This is a genomic window from Kineococcus sp. AC630, assembly GCF_979255925.1.
Window position 1 is genome coordinate 29,250 of record NZ_CEEDMJ010000011.1, and the last position, 19,888, is coordinate 49,137.

At 73.5% G+C, this 19,888-nt stretch carries 20 protein-coding genes; 10 read left to right on the top strand and 10 right to left on the bottom strand.

Annotated elements, in window-relative coordinates:
* Position 1: 1 nt before the first annotated feature.
* Together AC0I8G_RS13005 and AC0I8G_RS13010 are read right to left on the bottom strand one after the other, a co-directional pair.
* Positions 2–874: a methylenetetrahydrofolate reductase gene (locus tag AC0I8G_RS13005; protein ID WP_471730293.1), complete on the bottom strand. Its 873-nt coding sequence runs from the start codon at positions 872–874 to the stop codon at positions 2–4.
* Positions 871–1,218 (bottom strand): MGMT family protein, encoded by a 348-nt coding sequence (locus AC0I8G_RS13010; RefSeq protein ID WP_380258725.1) that lies wholly within the window; start codon positions 1,216–1,218, stop codon positions 871–873. The genes AC0I8G_RS13005 and AC0I8G_RS13010 overlap by 4 nt, the downstream gene beginning before the upstream one ends.
* Positions 1,219–1,293: 75 nt before the next feature.
* On the opposite strand from AC0I8G_RS13010, the gene AC0I8G_RS13015 reads away from it, so the two are divergent.
* Positions 1,294–1,779, top strand: coding sequence for a pyridoxamine 5'-phosphate oxidase family protein (locus tag AC0I8G_RS13015; protein WP_471730294.1), 486 nt, complete (start codon positions 1,294–1,296; stop codon positions 1,777–1,779).
* Position 1,780: 1 nt separating this feature from the next.
* Here AC0I8G_RS13015 and AC0I8G_RS13020 read toward each other — a convergent pair whose 3' ends face one another.
* The gene (locus AC0I8G_RS13020) at positions 1,781–2,590 is read right to left on the bottom strand and encodes a DUF3152 domain-containing protein (protein ID WP_471730295.1); all 810 of its coding nucleotides are present in this window, start codon (positions 2,588–2,590) and stop codon (positions 1,781–1,783) included.
* Positions 2,591–2,775: 185 nt separating this feature from the next.
* Between AC0I8G_RS13020 and AC0I8G_RS13025 the strand changes: the two genes are divergently transcribed.
* The 3 genes from AC0I8G_RS13025 to AC0I8G_RS13035 all read left to right on the top strand — a co-directional run bounded on the left by AC0I8G_RS13025 (position 2,776) and on the right by AC0I8G_RS13035 (position 5,830).
* On the top strand, positions 2,776–3,000 hold the full coding sequence (locus AC0I8G_RS13025; RefSeq protein ID WP_328292374.1) for a DUF3107 domain-containing protein: 225 nt from the start codon (positions 2,776–2,778) through the stop codon (positions 2,998–3,000).
* 298 nt (positions 3,001–3,298) lie between these two features.
* Complete coding sequence (locus AC0I8G_RS13030; protein ID WP_471730296.1) at positions 3,299–5,074, top strand: DEAD/DEAH box helicase; 1,776 nt, start codon at positions 3,299–3,301, stop codon at positions 5,072–5,074.
* Between the two features lie 81 nt (positions 5,075–5,155).
* On the top strand, positions 5,156–5,830 hold the full coding sequence (locus tag AC0I8G_RS13035) for an oxygenase MpaB family protein (protein ID WP_471730297.1): 675 nt from the start codon (positions 5,156–5,158) through the stop codon (positions 5,828–5,830).
* Between the two features lie 6 nt (positions 5,831–5,836).
* Here the strand turns inward: AC0I8G_RS13035 and AC0I8G_RS13040 are convergent, their stop codons facing one another.
* Genes AC0I8G_RS13040 through AC0I8G_RS13050 form a run of 3 tightly spaced genes read right to left on the bottom strand, consistent with a single transcriptional unit; the run spans position 5,837 to position 8,009 of the window.
* Positions 5,837–6,439: a MarC family protein gene (locus AC0I8G_RS13040; RefSeq protein WP_328292377.1), complete on the bottom strand. Its 603-nt coding sequence runs from the start codon at positions 6,437–6,439 to the stop codon at positions 5,837–5,839.
* The gene (locus AC0I8G_RS13045) at positions 6,436–7,284 is read right to left on the bottom strand and encodes a PHP domain-containing protein (RefSeq protein WP_328292378.1); all 849 of its coding nucleotides are present in this window, start codon (positions 7,282–7,284) and stop codon (positions 6,436–6,438) included. The genes AC0I8G_RS13040 and AC0I8G_RS13045 overlap by 4 nt, the downstream gene beginning before the upstream one ends.
* A 56-nt stretch (positions 7,285–7,340) precedes the next feature.
* Positions 7,341–8,009, bottom strand: a complete 669-nt coding sequence (locus AC0I8G_RS13050) for a DUF6758 family protein (protein ID WP_471730298.1) — start codon at positions 8,007–8,009, stop codon at positions 7,341–7,343.
* 107 nt (positions 8,010–8,116) lie between these two features.
* On the opposite strand from AC0I8G_RS13050, the gene AC0I8G_RS13055 reads away from it, so the two are divergent.
* Positions 8,117–9,697 (top strand): aminopeptidase P family protein, encoded by a 1,581-nt coding sequence (locus tag AC0I8G_RS13055; RefSeq protein WP_471730299.1) that lies wholly within the window; start codon positions 8,117–8,119, stop codon positions 9,695–9,697.
* 96 nt (positions 9,698–9,793) lie between these two features.
* Here the strand turns inward: AC0I8G_RS13055 and AC0I8G_RS13060 are convergent, their stop codons facing one another.
* Complete coding sequence (locus AC0I8G_RS13060; protein WP_471730300.1) at positions 9,794–10,603, bottom strand: YflT domain-containing protein; 810 nt, start codon at positions 10,601–10,603, stop codon at positions 9,794–9,796.
* A 132-nt stretch (positions 10,604–10,735) separates the two neighbouring features.
* Positions 10,736–11,335 carry a Dps family protein gene (locus AC0I8G_RS13065; RefSeq protein ID WP_471730301.1) on the bottom strand — a complete coding sequence of 200 codons (600 nt, stop codon included), beginning with the start codon at positions 11,333–11,335 and terminating at the stop codon, positions 10,736–10,738.
* Positions 11,336–11,399: 64 nt separating this feature from the next.
* On the opposite strand from AC0I8G_RS13065, the gene AC0I8G_RS13070 reads away from it, so the two are divergent.
* From AC0I8G_RS13070 to AC0I8G_RS13090, 5 genes are all read left to right on the top strand, one after another.
* Positions 11,400–12,707: a magnesium transporter MgtE N-terminal domain-containing protein gene (locus AC0I8G_RS13070; RefSeq protein ID WP_380258746.1), complete on the top strand. Its 1,308-nt coding sequence runs from the start codon at positions 11,400–11,402 to the stop codon at positions 12,705–12,707.
* A complete protein-coding gene (locus AC0I8G_RS13075) occupies positions 12,700–13,401 on the top strand; it encodes a DUF1003 domain-containing protein (protein WP_471730302.1) in 702 nt (233 codons plus the stop codon). The genes AC0I8G_RS13070 and AC0I8G_RS13075 overlap by 8 nt, the downstream gene beginning before the upstream one ends.
* Positions 13,398–15,152: a GspE/PulE family protein gene (locus tag AC0I8G_RS13080; protein ID WP_471730303.1), complete on the top strand. Its 1,755-nt coding sequence runs from the start codon at positions 13,398–13,400 to the stop codon at positions 15,150–15,152. Before AC0I8G_RS13075 ends, AC0I8G_RS13080 begins: the two co-directional genes overlap by 4 nt.
* An 82-nt stretch (positions 15,153–15,234) precedes the next feature.
* Positions 15,235–16,281, top strand: a complete 1,047-nt coding sequence (locus tag AC0I8G_RS13085) for an NAD(P)-dependent alcohol dehydrogenase (protein ID WP_471730304.1) — start codon at positions 15,235–15,237, stop codon at positions 16,279–16,281.
* A gap of 36 nt (positions 16,282–16,317) precedes the next feature.
* Positions 16,318–17,196, top strand: coding sequence for a helix-turn-helix transcriptional regulator (locus AC0I8G_RS13090; RefSeq protein WP_471730305.1), 879 nt, complete (start codon positions 16,318–16,320; stop codon positions 17,194–17,196).
* Here the strand turns inward: AC0I8G_RS13090 and AC0I8G_RS13095 are convergent.
* Both AC0I8G_RS13095 and AC0I8G_RS13100 read right to left on the bottom strand, forming a co-directional pair.
* Positions 17,124–18,341, bottom strand: a complete 1,218-nt coding sequence (locus AC0I8G_RS13095; protein WP_471730306.1) for an MFS transporter — start codon at positions 18,339–18,341, stop codon at positions 17,124–17,126. The two genes, AC0I8G_RS13090 and AC0I8G_RS13095, sit on opposite strands and share 73 nt — an antisense overlap.
* A gap of 79 nt (positions 18,342–18,420) precedes the next feature.
* A complete protein-coding gene (locus AC0I8G_RS13100; protein WP_471730307.1) occupies positions 18,421–19,788 on the bottom strand; it encodes a Gfo/Idh/MocA family protein in 1,368 nt (455 codons plus the stop codon).
* Between the last annotated feature and the right edge of the window lie 100 nt (positions 19,789–19,888).

Genomic DNA, 19,888 nt, shown 5'->3' on the forward strand with positions numbered 1-19,888 from the left:
GTCACCCGGCCAGTCCCAGCTCGGTCACCAGCGCCTCGACGTTGGCGGCCTGGTTCAGGGAGTAGAGGTGCAGCAGGGGCACACCCTCGGCCAGCAGCCGGCGGCCGTCCTCGACCGCGACCCGCAGACCCTCCTCGCGGAAGGCGCCCCGGTCGTCGAGGAAGGGGTCGAGGCGACGGTGCAGCCAGGAGGGTTCGTGGCCGTCGGTGAGCCGTCGGGTCACCTCGAGGACCCGCGGGCTGGTCACGGGCAGCAGACCCGGGACCAGCGGCACCGCGCAGCCGGCGGCGGCGAGGCGGTCCCGCAGACGCAGGAAGTCCTCGACGTCGAAGGTCAGCTGGGCGATCGCGAACGCGGCTCCGGCGCGGAACTTCCCCAGCAGGTGCCGCAGGTCGGTGTCGGGGTCGGGAGAGTCGGGGTGGCCGAGCGGGAAGGCCGCCACCCCCACCGAGGACGCGCCCTCGGCCAGGGCCAGCCGCACCAGCTCGTCGGCGTGCTGCAGACCCTGCGGGTGCGGGGTCCAGGGCGCGTGCGGGTCGCCGTCCGGGTCCCCCCGCAGGGCGAGGACGTCGCGCACCCCGCCCGCCAGCAGGTCGCCGACGACACCGCGCAGCCGGTCCGCGGACTCCCCGACGGCGGTGAGGTGGGCGAGCGGACGCAGGGACGTCTCGGCGGTGAGGCGGGAGGCGAGCTCGACCGTCCCCTCCCGACTGCCGCCGCCGGCGCCGTAGGTGACCGAGGCGAAGACGGGCCGGAGCCGGGCGAGCCGTTCGACGGTCGCCCACTGCCGGGTGGCCGAGGCCTCGTCGTGGGCGGGCGAGAACTCCACCGAGAAGCGCCGGTGCGCGCAGGCCAGGTCCTCGGGGAGGCTCACCGCGGGGCCCACGGGGCGACCCAGTCCGCGGCGTCCCAACGGGCCTGACCCAGGTCGACCCGGACGTCGGCGGCGTCGTGGGCGAGGCGCCGCAGCGGGACCCCTTCCGCCCGCCAGTGCTGCAGGGCCCGGTCCGCGAGCGGCGGGGCGGCGCTCCCGTCGGCCCGCAGCACGCGCCACCAGGGAGCGTCGGACCCGAAGCGGCGCAGCACGTTCCCGACGAACCGCGGTCCGCGGTCACCGACGAGCTCACCCACGTCGCCGTAGGTCAGGACCCGCCCGGCGGGGATGGCGTGCACGACCTCGAGGACCTCCTCGGCGCGGTCGGGAAGCTCGCTCGGCACGGGCGCAGCCTCCCACCCGGGGTGCCGCACCACCCGCCGGGCCCCGTTGTCGGACCCTCGGGGCACAGTGCGCCCATGAGGCAGGAGAACCCGACCCCGTTGCACTGGAGGGACGTCGAGGAGCGGGCCCCGGACCTCGCTGCCGCCGTCCTGGCGCGGTTCACCGCCGCGCGCCACCACGTCCTCGCGACGCTCACGCGCGACGGCTCACCCCGGGTCTCGGGGACGGATGTGCACCGGTGGCGCGGGGACCTGACGCTGGGGTCGATGCCGGGCTCGCGCAAGGGGGTCGACCTCCTGCGGGACCCGCGCTTCGCCCTGCACGCGCACACCGGCGACGGTTCGCTGGCCGGGGGCGACGCGAAGGTCGCCGGGACCGCGGAGGAGGTCACCGACGCGGGCGAGCTCGCCGGCTACGTGGCGGACCGGCACCCGCCGGAGCCGTTCCAGCTGTTCCGTCTGCTGCTCACCTCGGTGGTGCTGACCGAGGTCGACGGGGAGCGGTTGCGCCTCCGGACGCTGCGTCCGGACGGGACCGTCACCACGGTCCACCGCGCGTGACTCAGGGGTTGGGCCAGGGGTTCGGCAGTGCGCCGTCCAGCCCCTTCGTCTGCTGCATCATCACCGGCGCGAGCTTCCCGGCCCCGGGGTTCGGTGCGTGGCCGTGACCGAGGGCGTGGCCGACCTCGTGGTTGACGACGTACTGCCGGTAGCCGGTGCGGTCCTCGCCGTAGTCGGGGATGGCCTCCACCCAGCGGTACCACGTGAGGATCGCCGCGTCACCGCTGCGACAGGAGAGCGTCCCGCCGGTGCGCAGGGGTCGGCAGAGCGCGGCGGAGGTGTCGGGGGTCGCCAGCACGAGGCGGATCTCGGCGTCGCCGTCGGTGCGGGCGAAGCTCGTCGTGCCGCCCGCGCCCCAGCTCCGCGGGTCGTTCAGGACGCCCAGCGCGAAGTCCGCGAACGCGACCGGGTCCAGCACGCCCGCGTCGACCAGGTCCTGCTCCACCTCGACGCGGAGGGTGCGGACCCGTTGGGAGGCAGGGGCTTGGGAGGAGCCCGGCACGACGACGAGGGAACCCCCACCGGACTGCGGGACCCGGCGCAGCAGGACCCCGGCGCTGACGTCGGCCGCCGTGAGGCCCTCGGGCAGCGGCGGCTGCGTCGACTGCGTCACCGTGGGTGTCGCGACCTCGGACGGCGTGGCCGTCGAGTTGGTGGGTGCCAGGGTCCCCGGGGCCTGCGACGGCGTACCGCTCGCTCCGCCCGTGCACCCCGCGAGTCCCGCCAGCACCCCCGCTCCGCCGAGCAGGACCGCCCGTCGGGAGGTCACCGGGGGGCGGGCGGGGTCGCCGTCGTGAGCACGCAGGAGCACGGCGTCAGCTTCGCACCGGTACCGCGCAGCCGGGCGCAGCGACCCGGCCCGCACCTCCGCCCCGTCCGCTGGCGGCGAACCGGAACGCGGTCGCGCCCCGGCGGCGGCTAGCGTGGCCTGACGATCGCGGGCGGCAACCGCCCCACGCGAGGTTCAGGAACGGCGAGACCCGGGAGGGGACTGCGGTGGAGGTTCGGATCGGCGTGCAGAACGTCGCACGCGAGCTGGTGTTCGAGTCGGCCCAGACCAGCGAGGAGATCACCGCGGCGGTCACCGAGGCGCTGTCCGGCGGCACGGTGCTGCGGCTGGTGGACGAGAAGGGACGCCTCGTGGTGGTCCCGGCGGCGTCGCTGGGGTACATCGACATCGGTGCCTCGGAGGTCCGCAAGGTGGGCTTCGGCCTGTCCTGACGGACGGGCACGAGGTGTCACGAGGTGTGACGTCGCGGCGGGAGACCCCACCGCGGCGTCACGCCGCACCGCCAGGGGCACCGTGACGGGGTGTGAGGGGGGCGACACGCGCCGGGCGCGGGGTGGCACGGCTACCATGGTCAGGTTCATGGTTGCCCGGTCGCCAGTCACGATCGGCTGCCGATTGCCGCGACGCGGCCGCACGTCCCGCCTGACGACCTCCTCGCGGAGGGTTCGAGCGCTCCCCACCCGGTGAGCTCGTGCGGGTCGTCGACGCCGCCCCCTGCACGGGAGACGCATGACCGACTCGAGCACGACGGACGCCCAGACCGAGACGTCCGACCAGATCGCCCCCGCAGCGGCCCCCTACGTGGCCCCGCCCGTCGGCACCTTCGCCGAGCACGGCGTCGACGCGCGCATCGCGCAGTCCCTCGCCGGAGCCGGGATCACCACCCCGTTCCCCATCCAGTCGATGACGCTGCCGGTGGCGCTGACCGGGCACGACATCATCGGCCAGGCCAAGACGGGTACCGGCAAGACCCTCGGCTTCGGCGTCCCGCTCCTGCAGCGCACCGCCGTCCCGGGTGACCCCGACTACGACGCCCTGCCGAACCCCGGCAAGCCGCAGGCGCTGGTCATCGTCCCGACCCGCGAGCTCGCCACCCAGGTCGCCGGCGACCTGACGACCGCGAGCCGCAACTACCCCGCCCGCATCCTCACCGTGTACGGCGGCCGGGCCTACGAACCGCAGATCGCCGCGCTGACCAAGGGCATCGACGTCGTCGTCGGCACCCCGGGCCGCCTCCTCGACCTCGCGCAGCAGCGTCACCTCGACCTCTCCAACGTCAAGTGCGTCGTCCTGGACGAGGCCGACGAGATGCTCGACCTCGGCTTCCTGCCCGACGTCGAACGCCTGCTCTCGCAGACCAACCCAGGCCGGCAGACGATGCTGTTCTCCGCGACGATGCCCGGCCCGGTCGTGGCGATGGCGCGCTCCTACATGCGTCAGCCCACCCACATCCGCGCCGTGGACCCGACCGACGACGGAGCCACCGTCGCGGCCATCACGCAGTTCGCCTACCGCACCCACGCGCTCGACAAGGTCGAGGTCCTGGCCCGGTTGCTGCAGGCCGAGGGCCGTGGCCTGACCATCGTCTTCAGCCGCACCAAGCGCACCGCCGCCTCCGTCGCCGAGCAGCTGGAGGAGCGCGGTTTCGCGGCGGCCTCGATCCACGGTGACCTCGGCCAGGGTGCCCGCGAGCAGGCCCTGCGCGCGTTCCGCGCCGGCAAGGTCGACGTCCTCGTCGCCACCGACGTGGCCGCCCGCGGCATCGACGTCGAGGACGTCACCCACGTCGTGAACTACCAGTGCCCCGAGGACGAGAAGACCTACCTGCACCGCATCGGTCGCACCGGCCGCGCCGGGAACACCGGTGTCGCGGTCACCTTCGTGGACTGGGACGAGCTCCCCCGCTGGGGCCTCATCGACAAGGCGCTCGGTCTCGGCTTCGGCGAACCCGTCGAGACGTACTCGTCCTCGCCGCACCTGTTCGACGACCTGAACATCCCCGCGGGTACGACAGGACGCCTCCCGCGCGCGAGCCGAACCCGCGCCGGCCTCGAGGCCGAGCAGGTCGAGGACCTCGGGGAGGTCGGCGCCAGCAAGGGCCGACGCCCCCGCAAGGACGGTGGCCGGGAGTCCGGGCGTGACGGTGGGCGTGACAGCGCCCGCGGTCCCCGTCGTGACGCCGGCCCCACCGCTGTCGCCGCCGAGGAAGGCGTCGTCGAGGAACGCGTCGAGCGTCCCCGCCGCGACCGTCAGCGCCGCCGGACCCGCAGCGGGGTCGGACTCGACGAGACCCAGGTCGCGGAGACCCCGGTCGGGGCGGACGGAGCGGCGGTGCCCCCCGAGGCTCCCGCGGTCGCGGAGACCCCGGAGATCCCGGCACCCGCCGAGGGTGGCGAGACCGCGGAGCGGCCGCGTCGCCGTCGTCGCAGCCGCGCGAAGACCGCCGACGCGAGCGCCGAGCAGGGCAGCGACGAGAGCACCGTCCCCGCTCCCGCCGTCGACTGACCCGGTCGGACGGGTCCCGCCGCACCACCGGCGGGACCCGTCCGAGCTGCGACCACCCGGACTCGACCGCACCCTGGTGGGGTGACGGCAACCACGCGAGCACCAGTCACCGCCCGACCCGCGGCCCCACCGAGCGTGTCGCAGGTCCTGCACGCCGGGCCGACCCTCGAGGTGGCGCTGCTGGCCGCCGCGCTGGTCGAGGAACGCCACCCCCGGCTGCGGCCGGTCCTCGAGGACGAACGCCACCCCTGGCGACGCGTGCTCGACGCGGCCGCACTGCTGCGCGCGGCGTCGTGCGACCCGGTGCGGGCGATGGCGCTCGCGGCGCGCGAACGCGCCCTCGACGGCGGTCGGCACGTTCGGGCCGAGGGTCACGACCCCGACCTGGCGGCCCTGCGGCACGCGCTGCGGGTGCACACCGTGCTGCTGACCTCCGCCGCCGCCGGCGAGGCACCCACCCGGGCGGCCGCGGAACGCTACGTCCGGGAGCAACGCTGCACGGCCGTCCTGCTCGGTGCCGAACCGGACGACCTGTCCGCGACGTCGGACGAGGTCGCCGCCGACGTCGCCGCGGTCCGGGCCGAGGTCGACCTGGACGCCCCGGCCCGTTCGCTGACCGGCTACGACGACGAGTCGCTGCCCGGTTCCTGGGCGCAGGCCTGCCGTCTCGCCCTCAGCGTGCTGCCGTCGTGGGCCCGCCGAGGCCCGGCCCCGGTGGGCGGGGCGGACCTGAGGGCCCAGTTGCGGGGGCTCTGAGCGGGGTCAGCTCTCGACGACGAAGGTCCGGACCGCGTCCGCCACCAGCTGCACGGCGATCGCCGACAGCAGCAGACCCGCGACCCGGGTGACGAGCAGGACGCCGGAGTCGCCGAGCACCTTGTGGACCAGACCGGCGAAGCGCATCGCGAGCCACAACGTCACGTGCACGGCGATGACCCCGGCGGCGATCGCCGCCCGGTCACCCCAGTCGTGCGCCTGCTGGACGAAGACCATGGTGGCGACGATGGCGCCCGGCCCGGCCAGCAGCGGGGTCCCCAGCGGGACCATCGCGACGTTGACCCCGACGGTGCTCGTCGGTTCGTCGCTCTTGCCGGTCAGCAGTTCCAGGGCGATGAGCAGCAGCAGCAGACCACCGGCGGCCTGCAGCGAGGGCAGGCTGATGTGCAGGTAGTCGAGGATCCGCTGACCGAAGAGGGCGAAGGCGACGATGACGCCGAAGGCCACGAACACGGCCTGGCGCGCCGCCCGGGAGCGCTCGGTGGCGCTGAACGTCGCGGTCAGCCCGAGGAAGATCGGGACGGTCCCCAACGGGTCCATGATGACGAACAGGGTGACGAAGGTCTCCCCGAAGAGCTGCAGGTTCACGCGTTCCCGACCTCGTGCGGGGCAGCGGCGAGCTCGTCGATGCGGACCAGGACCTCGGGGTCGGTGGTGTTCTCCCCCAGCAGGTTCCGCTTGCCGGTGCCGTGGTAGTCGCTCGACCCGGTGATCAGCAGGTCCAGGGAGGAGGCCAGGTCGCGCAGGTGCGCGCGTTCCGCGTCGGAGTGGTCGCGGTGGTCGACCTCGAGGCCCGCGAGACCGGCCTCGACCATGGCCTCGATGTCGGTGTCGCCGATGCAGCTGCCCCGCTTGGACGCCGCGGGGTGCGCGATGACGGGGACCCCGCCGGCCGCGCGGACCCGGCGAACGGCCTCGACCGGGTCGGGGGCCGTCTGCGGGACGAAGTAGCGGCTGCGGCCGGAGAGCAACGTGGCGAAGGCCTCGTCGCGGTCCTCCACGACACCGAGGCCGACGAGGGCGTCGGCGATGTGCGGACGCCCGATCGTGGCGTCGCCGTGGACGTGCTCGAGGACGTCCTCCCAGCGCAGACCGGTGTCGGGGCCGAGACGTTCGACCATCTGCCGGGCGCGGCTGGCGCGGGAGGTGCGCGACTCGGCCAGCATCCGGACGAGGGGTTCGTCGGTCGGGTCGTGCCGGTAGGCGAGCAGGTGGACGGAGACGCCGCGACGCAGGCAGCTGATCTCCACCCCGGGAACCACGCGAACTCCGAGCCGCTCGCCGGCGGTGACCGCCGCGACCCAGCCGTCACTGGTGTCGTGGTCGGTCAGGGCGACGACGTCGAGGCCGGCCTGCGCGGCGGAGGCCACGACGTCGGCCGGCGACTGGGTCCCGTCGGAGGCGTTGGAGTGCGTGTGCAGATCGATGCGCACCCCACGAGCTTACGTGCCGTGACCGGTGATCCCGTCCACACGCGTGGCGCGCCCGTTCAGGCGCCGCGGGGGACGGTCTCGGGTCCCGCCCAGGAGACCCGGGGCGACAACGCCCCGCAGGGCACGTCGAGTTCGTGGGCGGGATCGCGCAGGTCGATGAGCTGCAGGTCGTCGAAGAGGGTCAACCCGGCGGAGGCGGGCCAGAGCAGCGCCCACAGCCAGACCCCGCCGGCCTCCCCGACCAGGACCGCGCGGTCACCGTCGGCGTCGACCCCCCACAGCGGCGTGGCCGCACCGCCGGCGTGCGGACGCGCCGCGGGACGGCCGCTGACGATCCCCTCCCCCGGGTCGACGTCGTCGCGGCCGGCGAGGTGGGCCCCGAGACCGGTCCCCGGTTGTTCGGAGACCAGCAGCAGGTCCGCGACGGGAGACCCCCCGACCCCGTGGTGGGGACCCGAGACCGCGACCACGACGGCCTGCGCCTCGTGCTTCTCGTCCCGCACGCAACGCGTCCCGGTGACGAGCCAGCCGTCGGGGAGGGGCCACGGCATCCAGACGGGGACGTCGGAGTGCCGGGCGATCCAGGCCAGGTGCTCGCCGTCCGCGCGCTGCGCGGGTTGCAGGGGAACCACCTCCCCGTGGACCGCGCAGGTCGCCGAGGAGTGCCAGATGCTGGGTGCCCGCACCGCTCCGTCGCAGCGGGGGCACCTCGCTGTACCGCCCATGCCCCACCGTGACCCCCCGACCCGGGAATCGTCAACTGCTGGTCACAGGGGGTCACGACCGGTGGGGGTGGCGGGACAACGCGGGCACCGCGGGCGATGATGGTCGGGTGACTCCAGGAGCGACTTCGCAGACGACGCAGCGGCCCGAGGGATCCGTCGAGGAGACCTTCGACGTGCAGGCCCCCGAGACCGACGGCGCCACCGTGACGCAGGGCGACGGGGAGGGCGACGGCGAGAACATGTCGTCGCACCGGGCCACGCCCCGCTCGGCCGCGTTCCGCAGGTTCATCTCCGAGGGCTGGGGACCGCGCCCCGCGGAGGACCTCGACGCCGCCCCGTCGGCACCGTTCGCCGCGCGACGCCGCGAGGTGCTCTCCTCGCTGTTCCCGCACGAGGTGCTCGTCGTCCCCGCCGGGACGCTCGTCCGCCGCTCCAACGACACCGACTACCGCTTCCGGCCGCACTCGGCGTTCGCGCACCTCACCGGGCTCGGCAGCGACCGCGAGGCCGACGCCGTCCTCGTCCTGCACCCGCGGGCCGAGGGTCACGAGGCCGTCCTCTACGTCCGCCCGCAGGCCGCGCGCGACACCGAGGAGTTCTTCGCCGACGCCCGCTACGGCGAACTGTGGGTGGGGGTCCGTCCCACGCTCCGGGAGTTCGCCGCGCAGACCGGGATCACCTGCCACGACGTCGCGACCCTGACCGACGAGATCGGGTCCTCGCTGGACGACGAGACCACGACGGGCCTGCGCGTGGTGCCCGACGCCGACCCCGCCGTCACCGCCCTCGTGGCACCGTTGCGCTCCGGCGAGGCGCTGGACAAGGCCGACGACGAACTCGTCACCGCGCTCTCCGAACTCCGCCTCGTGAAGGACGAGCACGAGGTCGGCGAGATGCGGACGGCGGTCGCGGCCAGCATCCGCGGTTTCGAGGAGATCGTCCGGTCGTTGCCGCGCGCGATCGGCCACCCGCGCGGCGAGCGTCTCGTCGAGGCCGTCTTCGACGGCAACGCCCGGGTCGAGGGCAACGCCGTCGGGTACGAGACCATCTCCGCCGCAGGCGATCACGCGTGCACGCTGCACTGGATCCGCAACGACGGGGCGGTGACCGCGGGTCAGCTGCTGCTGGTCGACGCCGGCGTCGAGGTCGACTCCCTCTACACCGCGGACGTCACCCGCACCCTGCCCGTCGACGGCACCTTCACCGACGCTCAGCGCCGGGTGTACCAGGCCGTCCTGGACGCGTCCGAGGCCGCCTTCGCCGTCGCGAAGCCCGGGGTGAGGTTCCGCGAGGTCCACGAGGCCGCCATGGAGGTCGTGGCCGACCGGGTCGCGGAGTGGGGGATGCTCCCCGTGGACGTCGCGACCTCGATGGAACCCGAAGGGCAGTTCCACCGCCGGTGGATGCCGCACGGCACGAGCCACCACCTCGGCCTCGACGTGCACGACTGCGCGCAGGCCCGCAAGGAGATGTACCTCGACGCGGAACTGCGCGAGGGGATGGTGTTCACCATCGAACCCGGCATCTACATCAAGACCGAGGACGAACTCGCTCCCGCGGAACTGCGCGGGATCGGCGTCCGCATCGAGGACGACGTCCTCGTCACCGCCGACGGCGTCGAGAACCTCACCGCCGGGCTGGCCCGCACCCCCGACGACGTCGAGGCGTGGATGGCGTCGCTGCGCTGATCGTCACTGCGCTGATCCCAGGAGTGGACCGTTGACGCTTCGGGCCGAACCGACCGGCTCGAAGCGTCAACGGTCCCCACGCCAGGGGCGCGGGGATCACTCCCGGTCGCGCGCCGGCGGGTTCTGCGAGGCGTCGTGCGCGGCCTGCTCGGCGGCCCGACGGGCCCGGCGCTGTTCTTCCACCTTCTCGGCGTAGGTCGGACCCGAGAGGTCCATCACCGGCTCCGGGGCGGGCTGCTGCTGCTCACCGGACGGGGGCGGCGGCTGGTCCGCCGGGGCGCTGCCGGGCTGCGGCGGTGGCAGGTGCGCACCGCTGGGCGGCGGCGACCACGGGGCGGGGCGCGCACCCGGGTCCGGGGCACCCCACTGCGACTGCCCCGACGGCTTGGAGAAGTCGGGGCCGGTGCCGCGGCCGAGGCCGTTGGGCAGCTTGGAGAGGACCTCGCGCGCCTGACCGGCCAGCTGCGGCAGGCAGAGCACGGTGTACTCCGAGGCGACGATCTGCGACGAGGACGTGAAGTCGCGGCGCCCGCCGGTGAGCGCGTAGGAGATGACGCCGAAGAGCATCCCGAACCCGGCCCCGACGAGGATGCCGGTGAACAGCGCTCCGGACCCGCCGCTGCCGAAGACGGACAGCATGAGGCCGACGAGCAGACCGAACCAGGCTCCGGACCCGGCACCGGCACCCGCGGCGCGACCGTAGGTCAGGCGCCCCGTGACGCGTTCCACCATCTGCAGGCCGTTGCCGACGATGGTGACGTTCTGCACCGGGAAGTGCTCGTCCGAGAGGAAGTCGACGGCCCGCTGCGCCTCCGAGTAGGTGGCGTACCGGCCGATCGCGTCCCCCGACGGCGGGGTGGGGGTGGTGATCCGCTGCGGACCACCCATGGGCCCGAGGTTCGACATCTCTACATCCTCACCGGTCTACCCGTCCCGTGACCTTCGCGCGGGATCGGTCGATGGTCTCAGGTGGAGATCATCGACACCCTGCCAACGTCAGGGAGCCGCGGGACGTGCCCCGCGGCTCCCCGACGGACCTCAGGCGGTCTTGCGCTTGACCCCGGCCCGGGCCTGGCCGCGGGCCTGCTCCTCGCTGGAGGCCCCGGCGGTGGACAGCGCGCCACCGGAGGTCTCGAGGTGGGCGCGCACGAACCAGTGGAACTGCTCGAGCTGGCCGGCCTGGCCGATGAGCATGTCCTGGGTCACCGGGTCCAGCTCCTCGGTGGCCGCGATGTCGCGGCGGTAGTCCTCGATGACGCCGACGTAGACGAGGTCGAGGGCGCCGAGGTGCTCGATCGCGCCGGCGCGGCCGATCGAGTAGTCGTTCCAGGAGCGGTCGGCGACGAGCGCACCCGGGGTCCCGATGGGCGAGAGGCCCAGGGTCGAGATGCGCTCGGCCGTCGTGTCGGCCATCTCACGGACGGCGTCGACCTGCGGGTCGAGCATCTCGTGGACGGAGACGAAGTTCGGGCCGACGACGTTCCAGTGGACGTGCTTCAACGTGAGGTGCAGATCGGTGAGGGCGTTCAGCCGGTCCTGCAGCAGGGCCGCCACTTCGGCACCCTGTTCCAGCGTCATGCCCGGGATCGTGAAGGAGGGGAGACCCTCCGACTTCATCTTCTTGCTCTCCTTGGCCATGTGGTCACGGTAGGAGGCCGCCCGCGGTGCCGCGCGTTGAAGATCGGGGCCTAGATTGGAAGGTGTGAGCGGCCCCACCACACGCGTCTTCGCCGCCCGGCTGGCGGGAACGTCGGTCTTCGACCCCCAGGGCGACCAGGTCGGACGCATCCGCGACGTCGTCGGCATGATCCGCCCCCGCGGTCCGGTCCGGGTGATCGGCCTCGTCGTCGAGGTCCCCGGCCGGCGCCGGGTCTTCGTCCCGATGACGCGGGTCACCAACGTCGAGGTCGGCCAGGTCCTGACCACCGGCATCGTCAACATGCGCCGCTTCGAGCAGCGCGGCACCGAGACCCTGCTGCTGGCCGAACTGCTGGACCGCACGGTGGACCTGGCCGACGGCAGCGGCGAGGCGACGATCGAGGACCTCGGCCTGGAACCGGTCCGACCGCGCGACTGGCAGTTGACGAAGCTCTTCGTCCGCCGCGGCCGGGCGCCGCGCGGTCTCTCCGGTCGCCTCCGCCGCCGCGGCGAGACGATGACCATCGGGCTCGACGCCGTCGTCGGTGGGGTCGTCGGGCTCGCCGCCCCGGACCTCGACCAGGGCGCGACGAACCTGCTGGCCGCCTTCGAGGAGCTCAAGGCCGCCGACCTCGCCGAGGTCATCCACGAGCTGACGCCCAAGCGACGCCTCGAGGTCGCGGCGGCGCTGGACGACGAACGCCTCGCGGACGTCCTCGAGGAGCTCCCCGAGGACGACCAGGTCCAGATCCTCTCCGCCCTGGCCGGGGCCCGCGCCGCCCACGTCCTCGAGGAGATGCAGCCCGACGACGCGGCCGACCTGCTCAGCGAGCTGCCGGTGGACCAGGCCGAGCGGCTGATGGCGTTGATGGACCCCGACGAGGCCGAACCGGTGCGACGGCTGCTGGCCTACGACGAGCGCACCGCCGGTGGTCTGATGACCTCCGACCCGGTCGTCCTGGCCCCCGACGCGACGATCGCCGAGGCCCTGGCCCACGTCCGCCGCACCGAGCTGAGCGTCCCGCTGGCCACCGCCGTCTACGTCTGCCGGCCGCCGCTGGAGACGCCCACGGGCCGCTACCTCGGGACGGCGCACCTGCAGCGGCTGCTGCGCGAGCCGCCGCAGACGCCGCTGGGCCAGATCCTCGACAACGACATCACCCCCCTCTCCCCCGAGGAGACGCTGCAGGGGGTGACGCGCCAGCTCGCCGCCTACAACCTGGTGTCGCTGCCCGTGGTCGACGAGGACGGGCACCTGCTGGGTGCCGTGACGGCCGACGACGTCCTGGACCACCTGCTGCCCGACGACTGGCGCGACGCCGAGGAACCCGTCTTCGAGGAGCCGAGCGCGGGGGGCGTGACCCGTGGCTGAGCGCGAACCCGGCCGGTCCCGCACCGGCCCCCGTCTGGTGCGCAACGACAGCGTCTCCCTGGACACCCCGCGCGAGGCGCGTCGTCAGCTGCTGGCCCGTCCGCAGGTCGACCCCGACGCGTTCGGGCGCGCGTCGGAGAAGTTCGCCCGCTTCATGGGGACGGGGACGTTCCTCGTCTACATGACGGCCTTCGTGGTGGTCTGGACGCTCTGGAACACCCTGACCCCGGGCGCCTTCCGCTTCGACCAGTACCCGTTCGTCTTCCTGACGCTGGTCCTGTCGCTGCAGGCGTCCTACGCCGCCCCGCTGATCCTGCTCGCGCAGAACCGCCAGGACGACCGGGACCGCGTCCTCAACGAGCAGGACCGCTCCCGCGACGAGCGCGGCCTGGCCGACACGGAGTACCTGACCCGCGAGGTCGCCGCGCTGCGCATCGCGCTGCGTGACGTCGCCACCCGCGACTTCGTCCGTTCGGAGCTGCGCTCGATCCTCGAGGAGCTGCGCGAGGAGGACGGCGATCCGAGCGCCTCGCGCGGTTCGCGCGACGCCAAGCGCAAGAACGGGAAGAAGCGCAAGCGCGTCGCCGAGACGCCCGCTCCGAACCCCTCGCCGCAGGTCCTGGACGAGCAACCGGCTGAACCGGAGTCCGCGGATTCAGGTTCGGAGGGTGAGGTGCCGACACCCAACGGGTGACGACTCTCGACGAATCGCCCGGGGCCCCCGGTGCTCACGCTGCCCCGCCGGCCACCCAGGTCCGCAAGCGTCTCGGGGACGTCCTCGTCGAGAAGGGCCTGCTGGTCCCCGAGGACCTCGAGGTCGCGCTCTCCGAGCAGCGCAACGTGGAGGGCCCGCGTCGCCGTCTCGGTCAGATCCTCGTCGAGCTCGGGATGGTGTCCGAGGCCGAGCTGGCCCAGTGCCTCGCCGAGCTGCTGCAGCTCGAGCACGTCGACCTCTCCCGCCTGACCCTGGCCCCCGACGTCGTCCGGCTGCTGCCCCGCGCCGTCGCCGAGCGCTGCCGGGTGCTGGTGCTGGACAAGACGCCGGAGTACCTCCTCGTCGCGGCCGCGGACCCGACGAACGTCCTCGCCCTCGACGACGTGAAGCTGTACACCCGCACCCCCGAGCTGCACGTCGTCGTCGCGATGGACTCCCAGATCCGCGACCAGCTGGCCCGCGCGTGGTCGCTGACCGAGGACACCTCGCAGGTCTCGCGGATGGTCGAGGACGCGACCGAGGACGACGACGAGGACCCGCTGGCGGCCCTCAACGGCTCCGTCGACGACGACGCCCCCATCGTCAAGCTGGTGAACCGGATCCTCTCCGACGCGGTCCGCCTGCGCTGCTCCGACATCCACCTGGAGTCCCAGCGCGACCAGCTGCGCGTGCGCTTCCGCGTGGACGGGTTGCTGCGCGACGTCATGTCGGCCCCCAAGCGCGTCGCCCCCAGCGTGATCAGCCGCATCAAGATCATCTCCGGCCTGGACATCTCCGAGCGCCGCATCCCCCAGGACGGCCGGACCCGCGTCGTGGTCGACGGGTCCGCCATCGACTGCCGCGTCTCGACGCTGCCCGCCCTGCACGGCGAGAAGATCGTGATCCGTCTGCTCACCCGCGGCGACGACGTCCCGACCCTGGAGTCGCTGGGCTTCGAACCGGACCAGCTGGTGATCTTCACCAAGGCGCTGTCGGTGCCGCAGGGCCTGGTGCTCATCACCGGGCCGACGGGTTCGGGCAAGACGAACACCCTCTACGCCGCGATCCACGCGACGATGAGCCCCGAGAAGAACATCATCACGCTCGAGGACCCCGTCGAGGTCCAGCTGCCCGGCATCACCCAGGTGCAGGTGCACGCGAAGGTCGGGATGACGTTCTCCGCGGGTCTGCGTTCCGTCCTGCGCCAGGACCCCGACATCGTCCTCATCGGTGAGGTCCGCGACACCGAGACGGCCGAGCTCGCGCTCAAGGCGTCGATGACGGGTCACCTCGTGCTCTCGACCCTGCACACGAACTCGGCCGTCGGGGCCCTGACCCGCCTGGTCGACATGGGGGCCGCGCCGTTCCTGGTGGCCAGCTCGCTGACCGCCGCGATCGCCCAGCGACTGGTCCGCAAACCCTGCGACTCCTGCGCCGACGGCTACATCCCGGACGAGGACACCCTCGCCCTGCTGGACCTCACCATCGAGGACATCCTGGACGCCACCCCGCTCAAGGGCACCGGGTGCCCCGAGTGCGGTGGGTCGGGCTACCGCGGCCGGACCGCCGTCTACGAGGTCCTCGACGTCACCCCGAGCGTGCGCAAGGTGCTCATGCACGACGCGACGGAGGCCGCGCTGCTCGCCGAGGCCGAGCGGATCGGCATGAAGACGCTGCGCCAGTCGGCCCTGGACAAGGCCATGCGCGGCGAGACGACGTTCGAGGAGGTCATCCGCGTCACCGCGGGGTGATCTGCGCGACACCTGTCGTTCAAAAAGTGCTTCAGGAGTAAACTTCTCGACGGACAGACCCACTCGTCGAGGAGGACCCACCGTGCGCGCAGTGCAGTACCGGACCATCGGAGCAGCCCCCGAGGTCGTGGAGATCGAGAAGCCCGTCCCCGGCCCCGGCCAGGTCCTCCTCGAGGTGACCGCCGCCGGGATCTGCCACTCCGACGACTTCGTCATGGGCCTCCCGGCGGAGCAGTACACCTACGGACTGCCGCTGACCCTGGGCCACGAGGGCGCCGGTCGCGTCGTCGAGCTCGGCCCGGGAGCCGAAGGCATCGAGGTCGGGACGAACGTCGTCGTCTACGGCCCGTGGGGTTGCGGCACCTGCCACCTGTGCGCGCAGGGCAAGGAGAACTACTGCCCGCGGGCGGCGGAGCTCGGGATCAACCCGCCGGGACTCGGCGCCCCCGGGGCGCTGGCGGACTTCATGGTCGTCGACTCCCCCCGCCACCTGGTCCCGATCGGCGACCTCGACCCGGTCGCGACCGTCCCGCTGACCGACGCCGGCCTCACGCCGTACCACGCGATCAAGCGCTCGCTGCCGAAGCTGCGGGCCGGCTCCGTCGCCGTGGTCATCGGCACCGGCGGTCTGGGCCACCTCGCCATCCAGATCCTGCGCGCCCTCTCCCCCGCCCGCGTGATCGCCCTCGATGTCAGCGACGAGAAGCTCGCGCTGGCCGCCTCGGTCGGGGCCCACGACGTCGTGCTGTCGAACGCGGACGCGGCGAAGAACGTGCGGAAGCTGCTCGGGGGCCGGGGAGCTCAGCTCGTCCTCGACTTCGTGGGCGCGCAGCCGACGATCGACACCGCGATGTCGGTGGCCGACGTGGAGTCCGACGTGACGATCGTCGGGATCACGAACACCCCCGCCGCCGCGCAGGTCGGGTTCTTCCGCCAGGCCTACGAGGCCTCCGTCACCGTCCCGTACTGGGGTGCGCGCCACGAGCTCATCGAGCTGGTCGACCTCGCCCACCAGGGGGTCTTCGACGTGCACACCGAGACGTTCGCGATGGCCGACGCCCCGAAGGCCTACGAGAAGCTCGCCGCGGGCACCCTGCACGGGCGCGCCGTGGTCGTGCCGTCGCTCTGACGGAACAACCCCGTGGGACCCGGGGGTTGCCGGAGTGTGGGTGACGAGCTGAGCCGGGTCCTGCGGTGCGTGCGGTGGTCGGTCCTGGACTACCGCCACGAGGTCCTCGACGCCGGCACCGTCCGGGCGGGGACGGGCGACGACGTCCGGTTCCTGTTCGTCCTCAGCGGTGCCGTGCTCGTCGACGGCCTGGAGGGCGAGGGCCCACGCCGGCTGGAGGGCGGACGGTTCCTGCTGCTCCCCCGCGGCGGCACCCACACCGTCACAGTGATGGAGCGCGCCGAGCTGCACGCGGGCGAACTGGTCGCGGAGACCGGCGACGCGGTCCTGCTGGTCCGGGTGATGCCCGCGGCCGTGGTCACCTGCGGGGTGCTGGTGGAGGACCCGTTCGTGGAACTCGCGCTGCGCCAGATGGCGCTGGAGTCCGCCGCCGGGCGGCCGGGGTCCGTCCCCGTGCTCGCCCAGCTGGCGAACGTCGTGACCACCGCCGCGATCCGGTGGTGGGTGGAGTCGGGCTGCGAGAGCGCGCGGGTGCTCGAGGGCTTCCTGCACGCCGACGACGTCTCGCGGGCGCTGCAGGCGATCCACGACGACCCCGGGGCTCCGTGGACGGTCGAGGGGCTGGCCCGGCTGACGTTCGCGTCGCGTTCCGTGTTCGCGCAGCGGTTCCGCAGCGTCGTCGGGGAGACGCCGGTCCGCTACCTGGCGCAGGTGCGGATGGAGGCGGCGAAGCGCCTGCTGAGCGACGGGGGCGGGGTCACCGACACCGCCGTCCGGCTCGGGTACTCCTCCGACGTCGCGTTCAGCCGGGCGTTCCGCCGCCACACCGGCGCCGCCCCGTCTCAGTGGCGCGAGGTCGACGCGGCCCGCAGCAGCGCCCCACCGGCGATGGCGGCAACGGCCCCGACGACGTAGGTCGTCCCCACCCCGGCGGAGTCCGTGATCAGCCCACCGGTGGCCGCACCGACGGCGATGGCGACCTGGAACATCGCGGTGACCAATCCGGCGCCCTGCTCCACCCGGTCGGGTGCGGTGCGGGCGAGCCAGGTCTGGACCAGCGTCGGCAACGAGCCGAAGGCGAGGCCCCAGATCCCGGTCGCGACGACGACGGCGACGAACTCGCCGGAGAACAGCCCGACGGAGGCGACCCCGAGGCCGATGAGCAGCGGCGAGGTGAGCAGCGCGGCGCGCAGGTGGCGGTCGGCGGCCGCACCGGCGGCGAGGTTGCCGAAGACGGAGGCGACACCGAGCACCGACAGCAGAAGGGCGATCTGCCCCGGGGTGATCCCCGGGACCCGCTCCACCGCCGGACGGATGTAGGTGAAGGCGGTGAAGTGACCACCGGCGACCAGGACGATCCCGCCCAGGCCGAGGAGCAGGACCCGCGAGCGCAGCGTTTCCCCCAGCGAGCGCAGGCTCGGCGAGCCCGTCGGCGCGCTGCGCGGGACGAGCAGCAGCAGCAGGACGAGCGCCACGGCGGTCACGCCGACGGCGAGCCAGAACACCGGTCGCCACCCCCAGGTCTCCCCGAGGAAGGTCCCGACGGGCACCGCGGTGACGGTGGCCAGCGGCATGCCCGCGTTGGCCACCATCATGGCCCGCCCCAGGTGCTGCGGGGCGGCCAGCTTCGCGGTCACCGACGGGGCGAGCCCCCAGAACCCGGCGAGCGAGATCCCGAGCAGCAACCGGGAGAGGAGGACGACCCAGAACGCGGGTGCCGTCGCGACGAGGACGTCGGAGACGATCGCGAGCCCCAGCAGTCCGGCCAGCAGGGTCCGCCGGTCCATCCGCGGGAACAGCAGCCCGACGGTCGGCGCTGCGACGATCCCCATCAGGGCCGTCGCGGTGACCGCCTGTCCCGCGACCCCTTCGGTGATCCCGAGGTCGGCGGCGAGTCGCGGCAGCAGGCTCGCGGGCAGGAACTCGGCGGTGACGAGGGCGAAGATCCCGACCCCGAGGGCGACGACGGCGCCCCACGGCGTCCGCCCGTCGGCGGGGGCGGTCCGGCGGGGTCGTCGGGGTGCGGGGACGCGGGGGGTCCGGCTGGTGGTGCTGGTCACGGCCCCAGCATGGGGCCACAGCGGCGCGGCCACGCGACCCGTCGTCCGCGCGACCCCCACCGTCCGTCCGGGGAAGCGGTCAGGACGGCGTGCGGCGGGCTCCCAGCGCTGCACGCCCGGCACCGAGGTCGAGGTCCGCGGTGCGGACCGCCTCACCCGTCTCCAGGGAGCGGTTCCCGGCGATCCCGACGACCACTGACCGCACTCCGTCGCGCCAGGACGCGGTGCGACCCAGCGGGTCGTCGGCGGGCCCGCGGAAGACGTCGCGCAGCAGCAGCGCGTCGCCGCCGCCGTGCCCACCCGCCCCGACCGGGATCTCGACGTCACGGGCGGTCCCGAACTGCTGCTGGACGACGAGGCGCTCCGAGACCGGACGGGTCTCCTCCTGCGCCACCGCCTCGGGGTGCATGCTCGGGTCCACCGCGCCCCCCTCGCTCAGCACCGACCCCCGTTCGACGACGGTCAGCTCGGCCCGGCCGCGGGTGCCGTTGACCCCGACGACGTAGCCCTCCCACGGCGCGTGCGCGGTGAGCGAGTACGACATCGACGAGCGTCCCCCGCCCGCGAGCGCGTGGTCGACGACGAGGGACAGGTTGTCCTCGATGGTGATGCCCGCGTCGAAGACGTCGGCGTCGCGGCGGTAACCGTCGAACCCCTCGTTCTCCAGGTAGAGCTCGCGGTAGTTCTCGTTCGTGCGCAGGTCGAGGCTGAACTCGTCGGTCAGCGGAGAGTCGGAGCTCCCACGCTCCGGGCGCGGTCCCAGCCCGCGGGCGGCCGCGTTCTCCGCGCCGTAGAAGCGCAGCCCGCCGCTGGCGAACACCCGGGTCGGGACCCCGGAGATCCACCAGTTGACCAGGTCGAAGTGGTGGGAGCTCTTGTGCACGAGCAGCCCGCCGGAGTTCTCCTTCTGCCGGTGCCAGCGGCGGAAGTAGTCGGCGCCGTGCGCGGTGTCGAGCAGCCACTCGAAGTGCACGGAGGTGACGTCACCGATCTCACCGGAGGCGATGAGCTGCTTGAGGGCGCTGTTGCGGGGCGCGTAGCGGTAGTTGAAGGTCACCAGCACGTCGCGACCCGTGCGTTCGACGGCGTCGGCGATGCGACGGACACCGTCCTCGGTGGTGGTCAGGGGTTTCTCCACGACGGCGTCCGCGCCGGCCTCGAGCGCGGCCACGACGTAGTCGGCGTGGAAGACGTCCGGGGTGGTGACGATGACCCGGTCGACGCCGAGGCGGCGCACGGTCTCCCCCAGTTCCGCCGGGGCGAAGCGTTGCGGGGCAGGCGCTCCCGCGGCGAGCAGACGTCGGGTGTGGACGTCGAGGCGGCCGGGGTTGGTGTCGCCGATCGCGACGAGTTCCCCGTCGGCGGCGTGGTCACCGGCGAGGGCGCCGAGGTACATCGACGCGCGGGAACCCGCCCCGACGAGGGCGTAGCGGCGGCGAACGGACACGAGATCCTCCACGGTGAGGCGGCAAGCGCTTTCCTGCGGAACCCTGTCACCGTCGCCCCGAGCGGTCAACCGCACCGGCGACCTCGCACGGCGACACGGG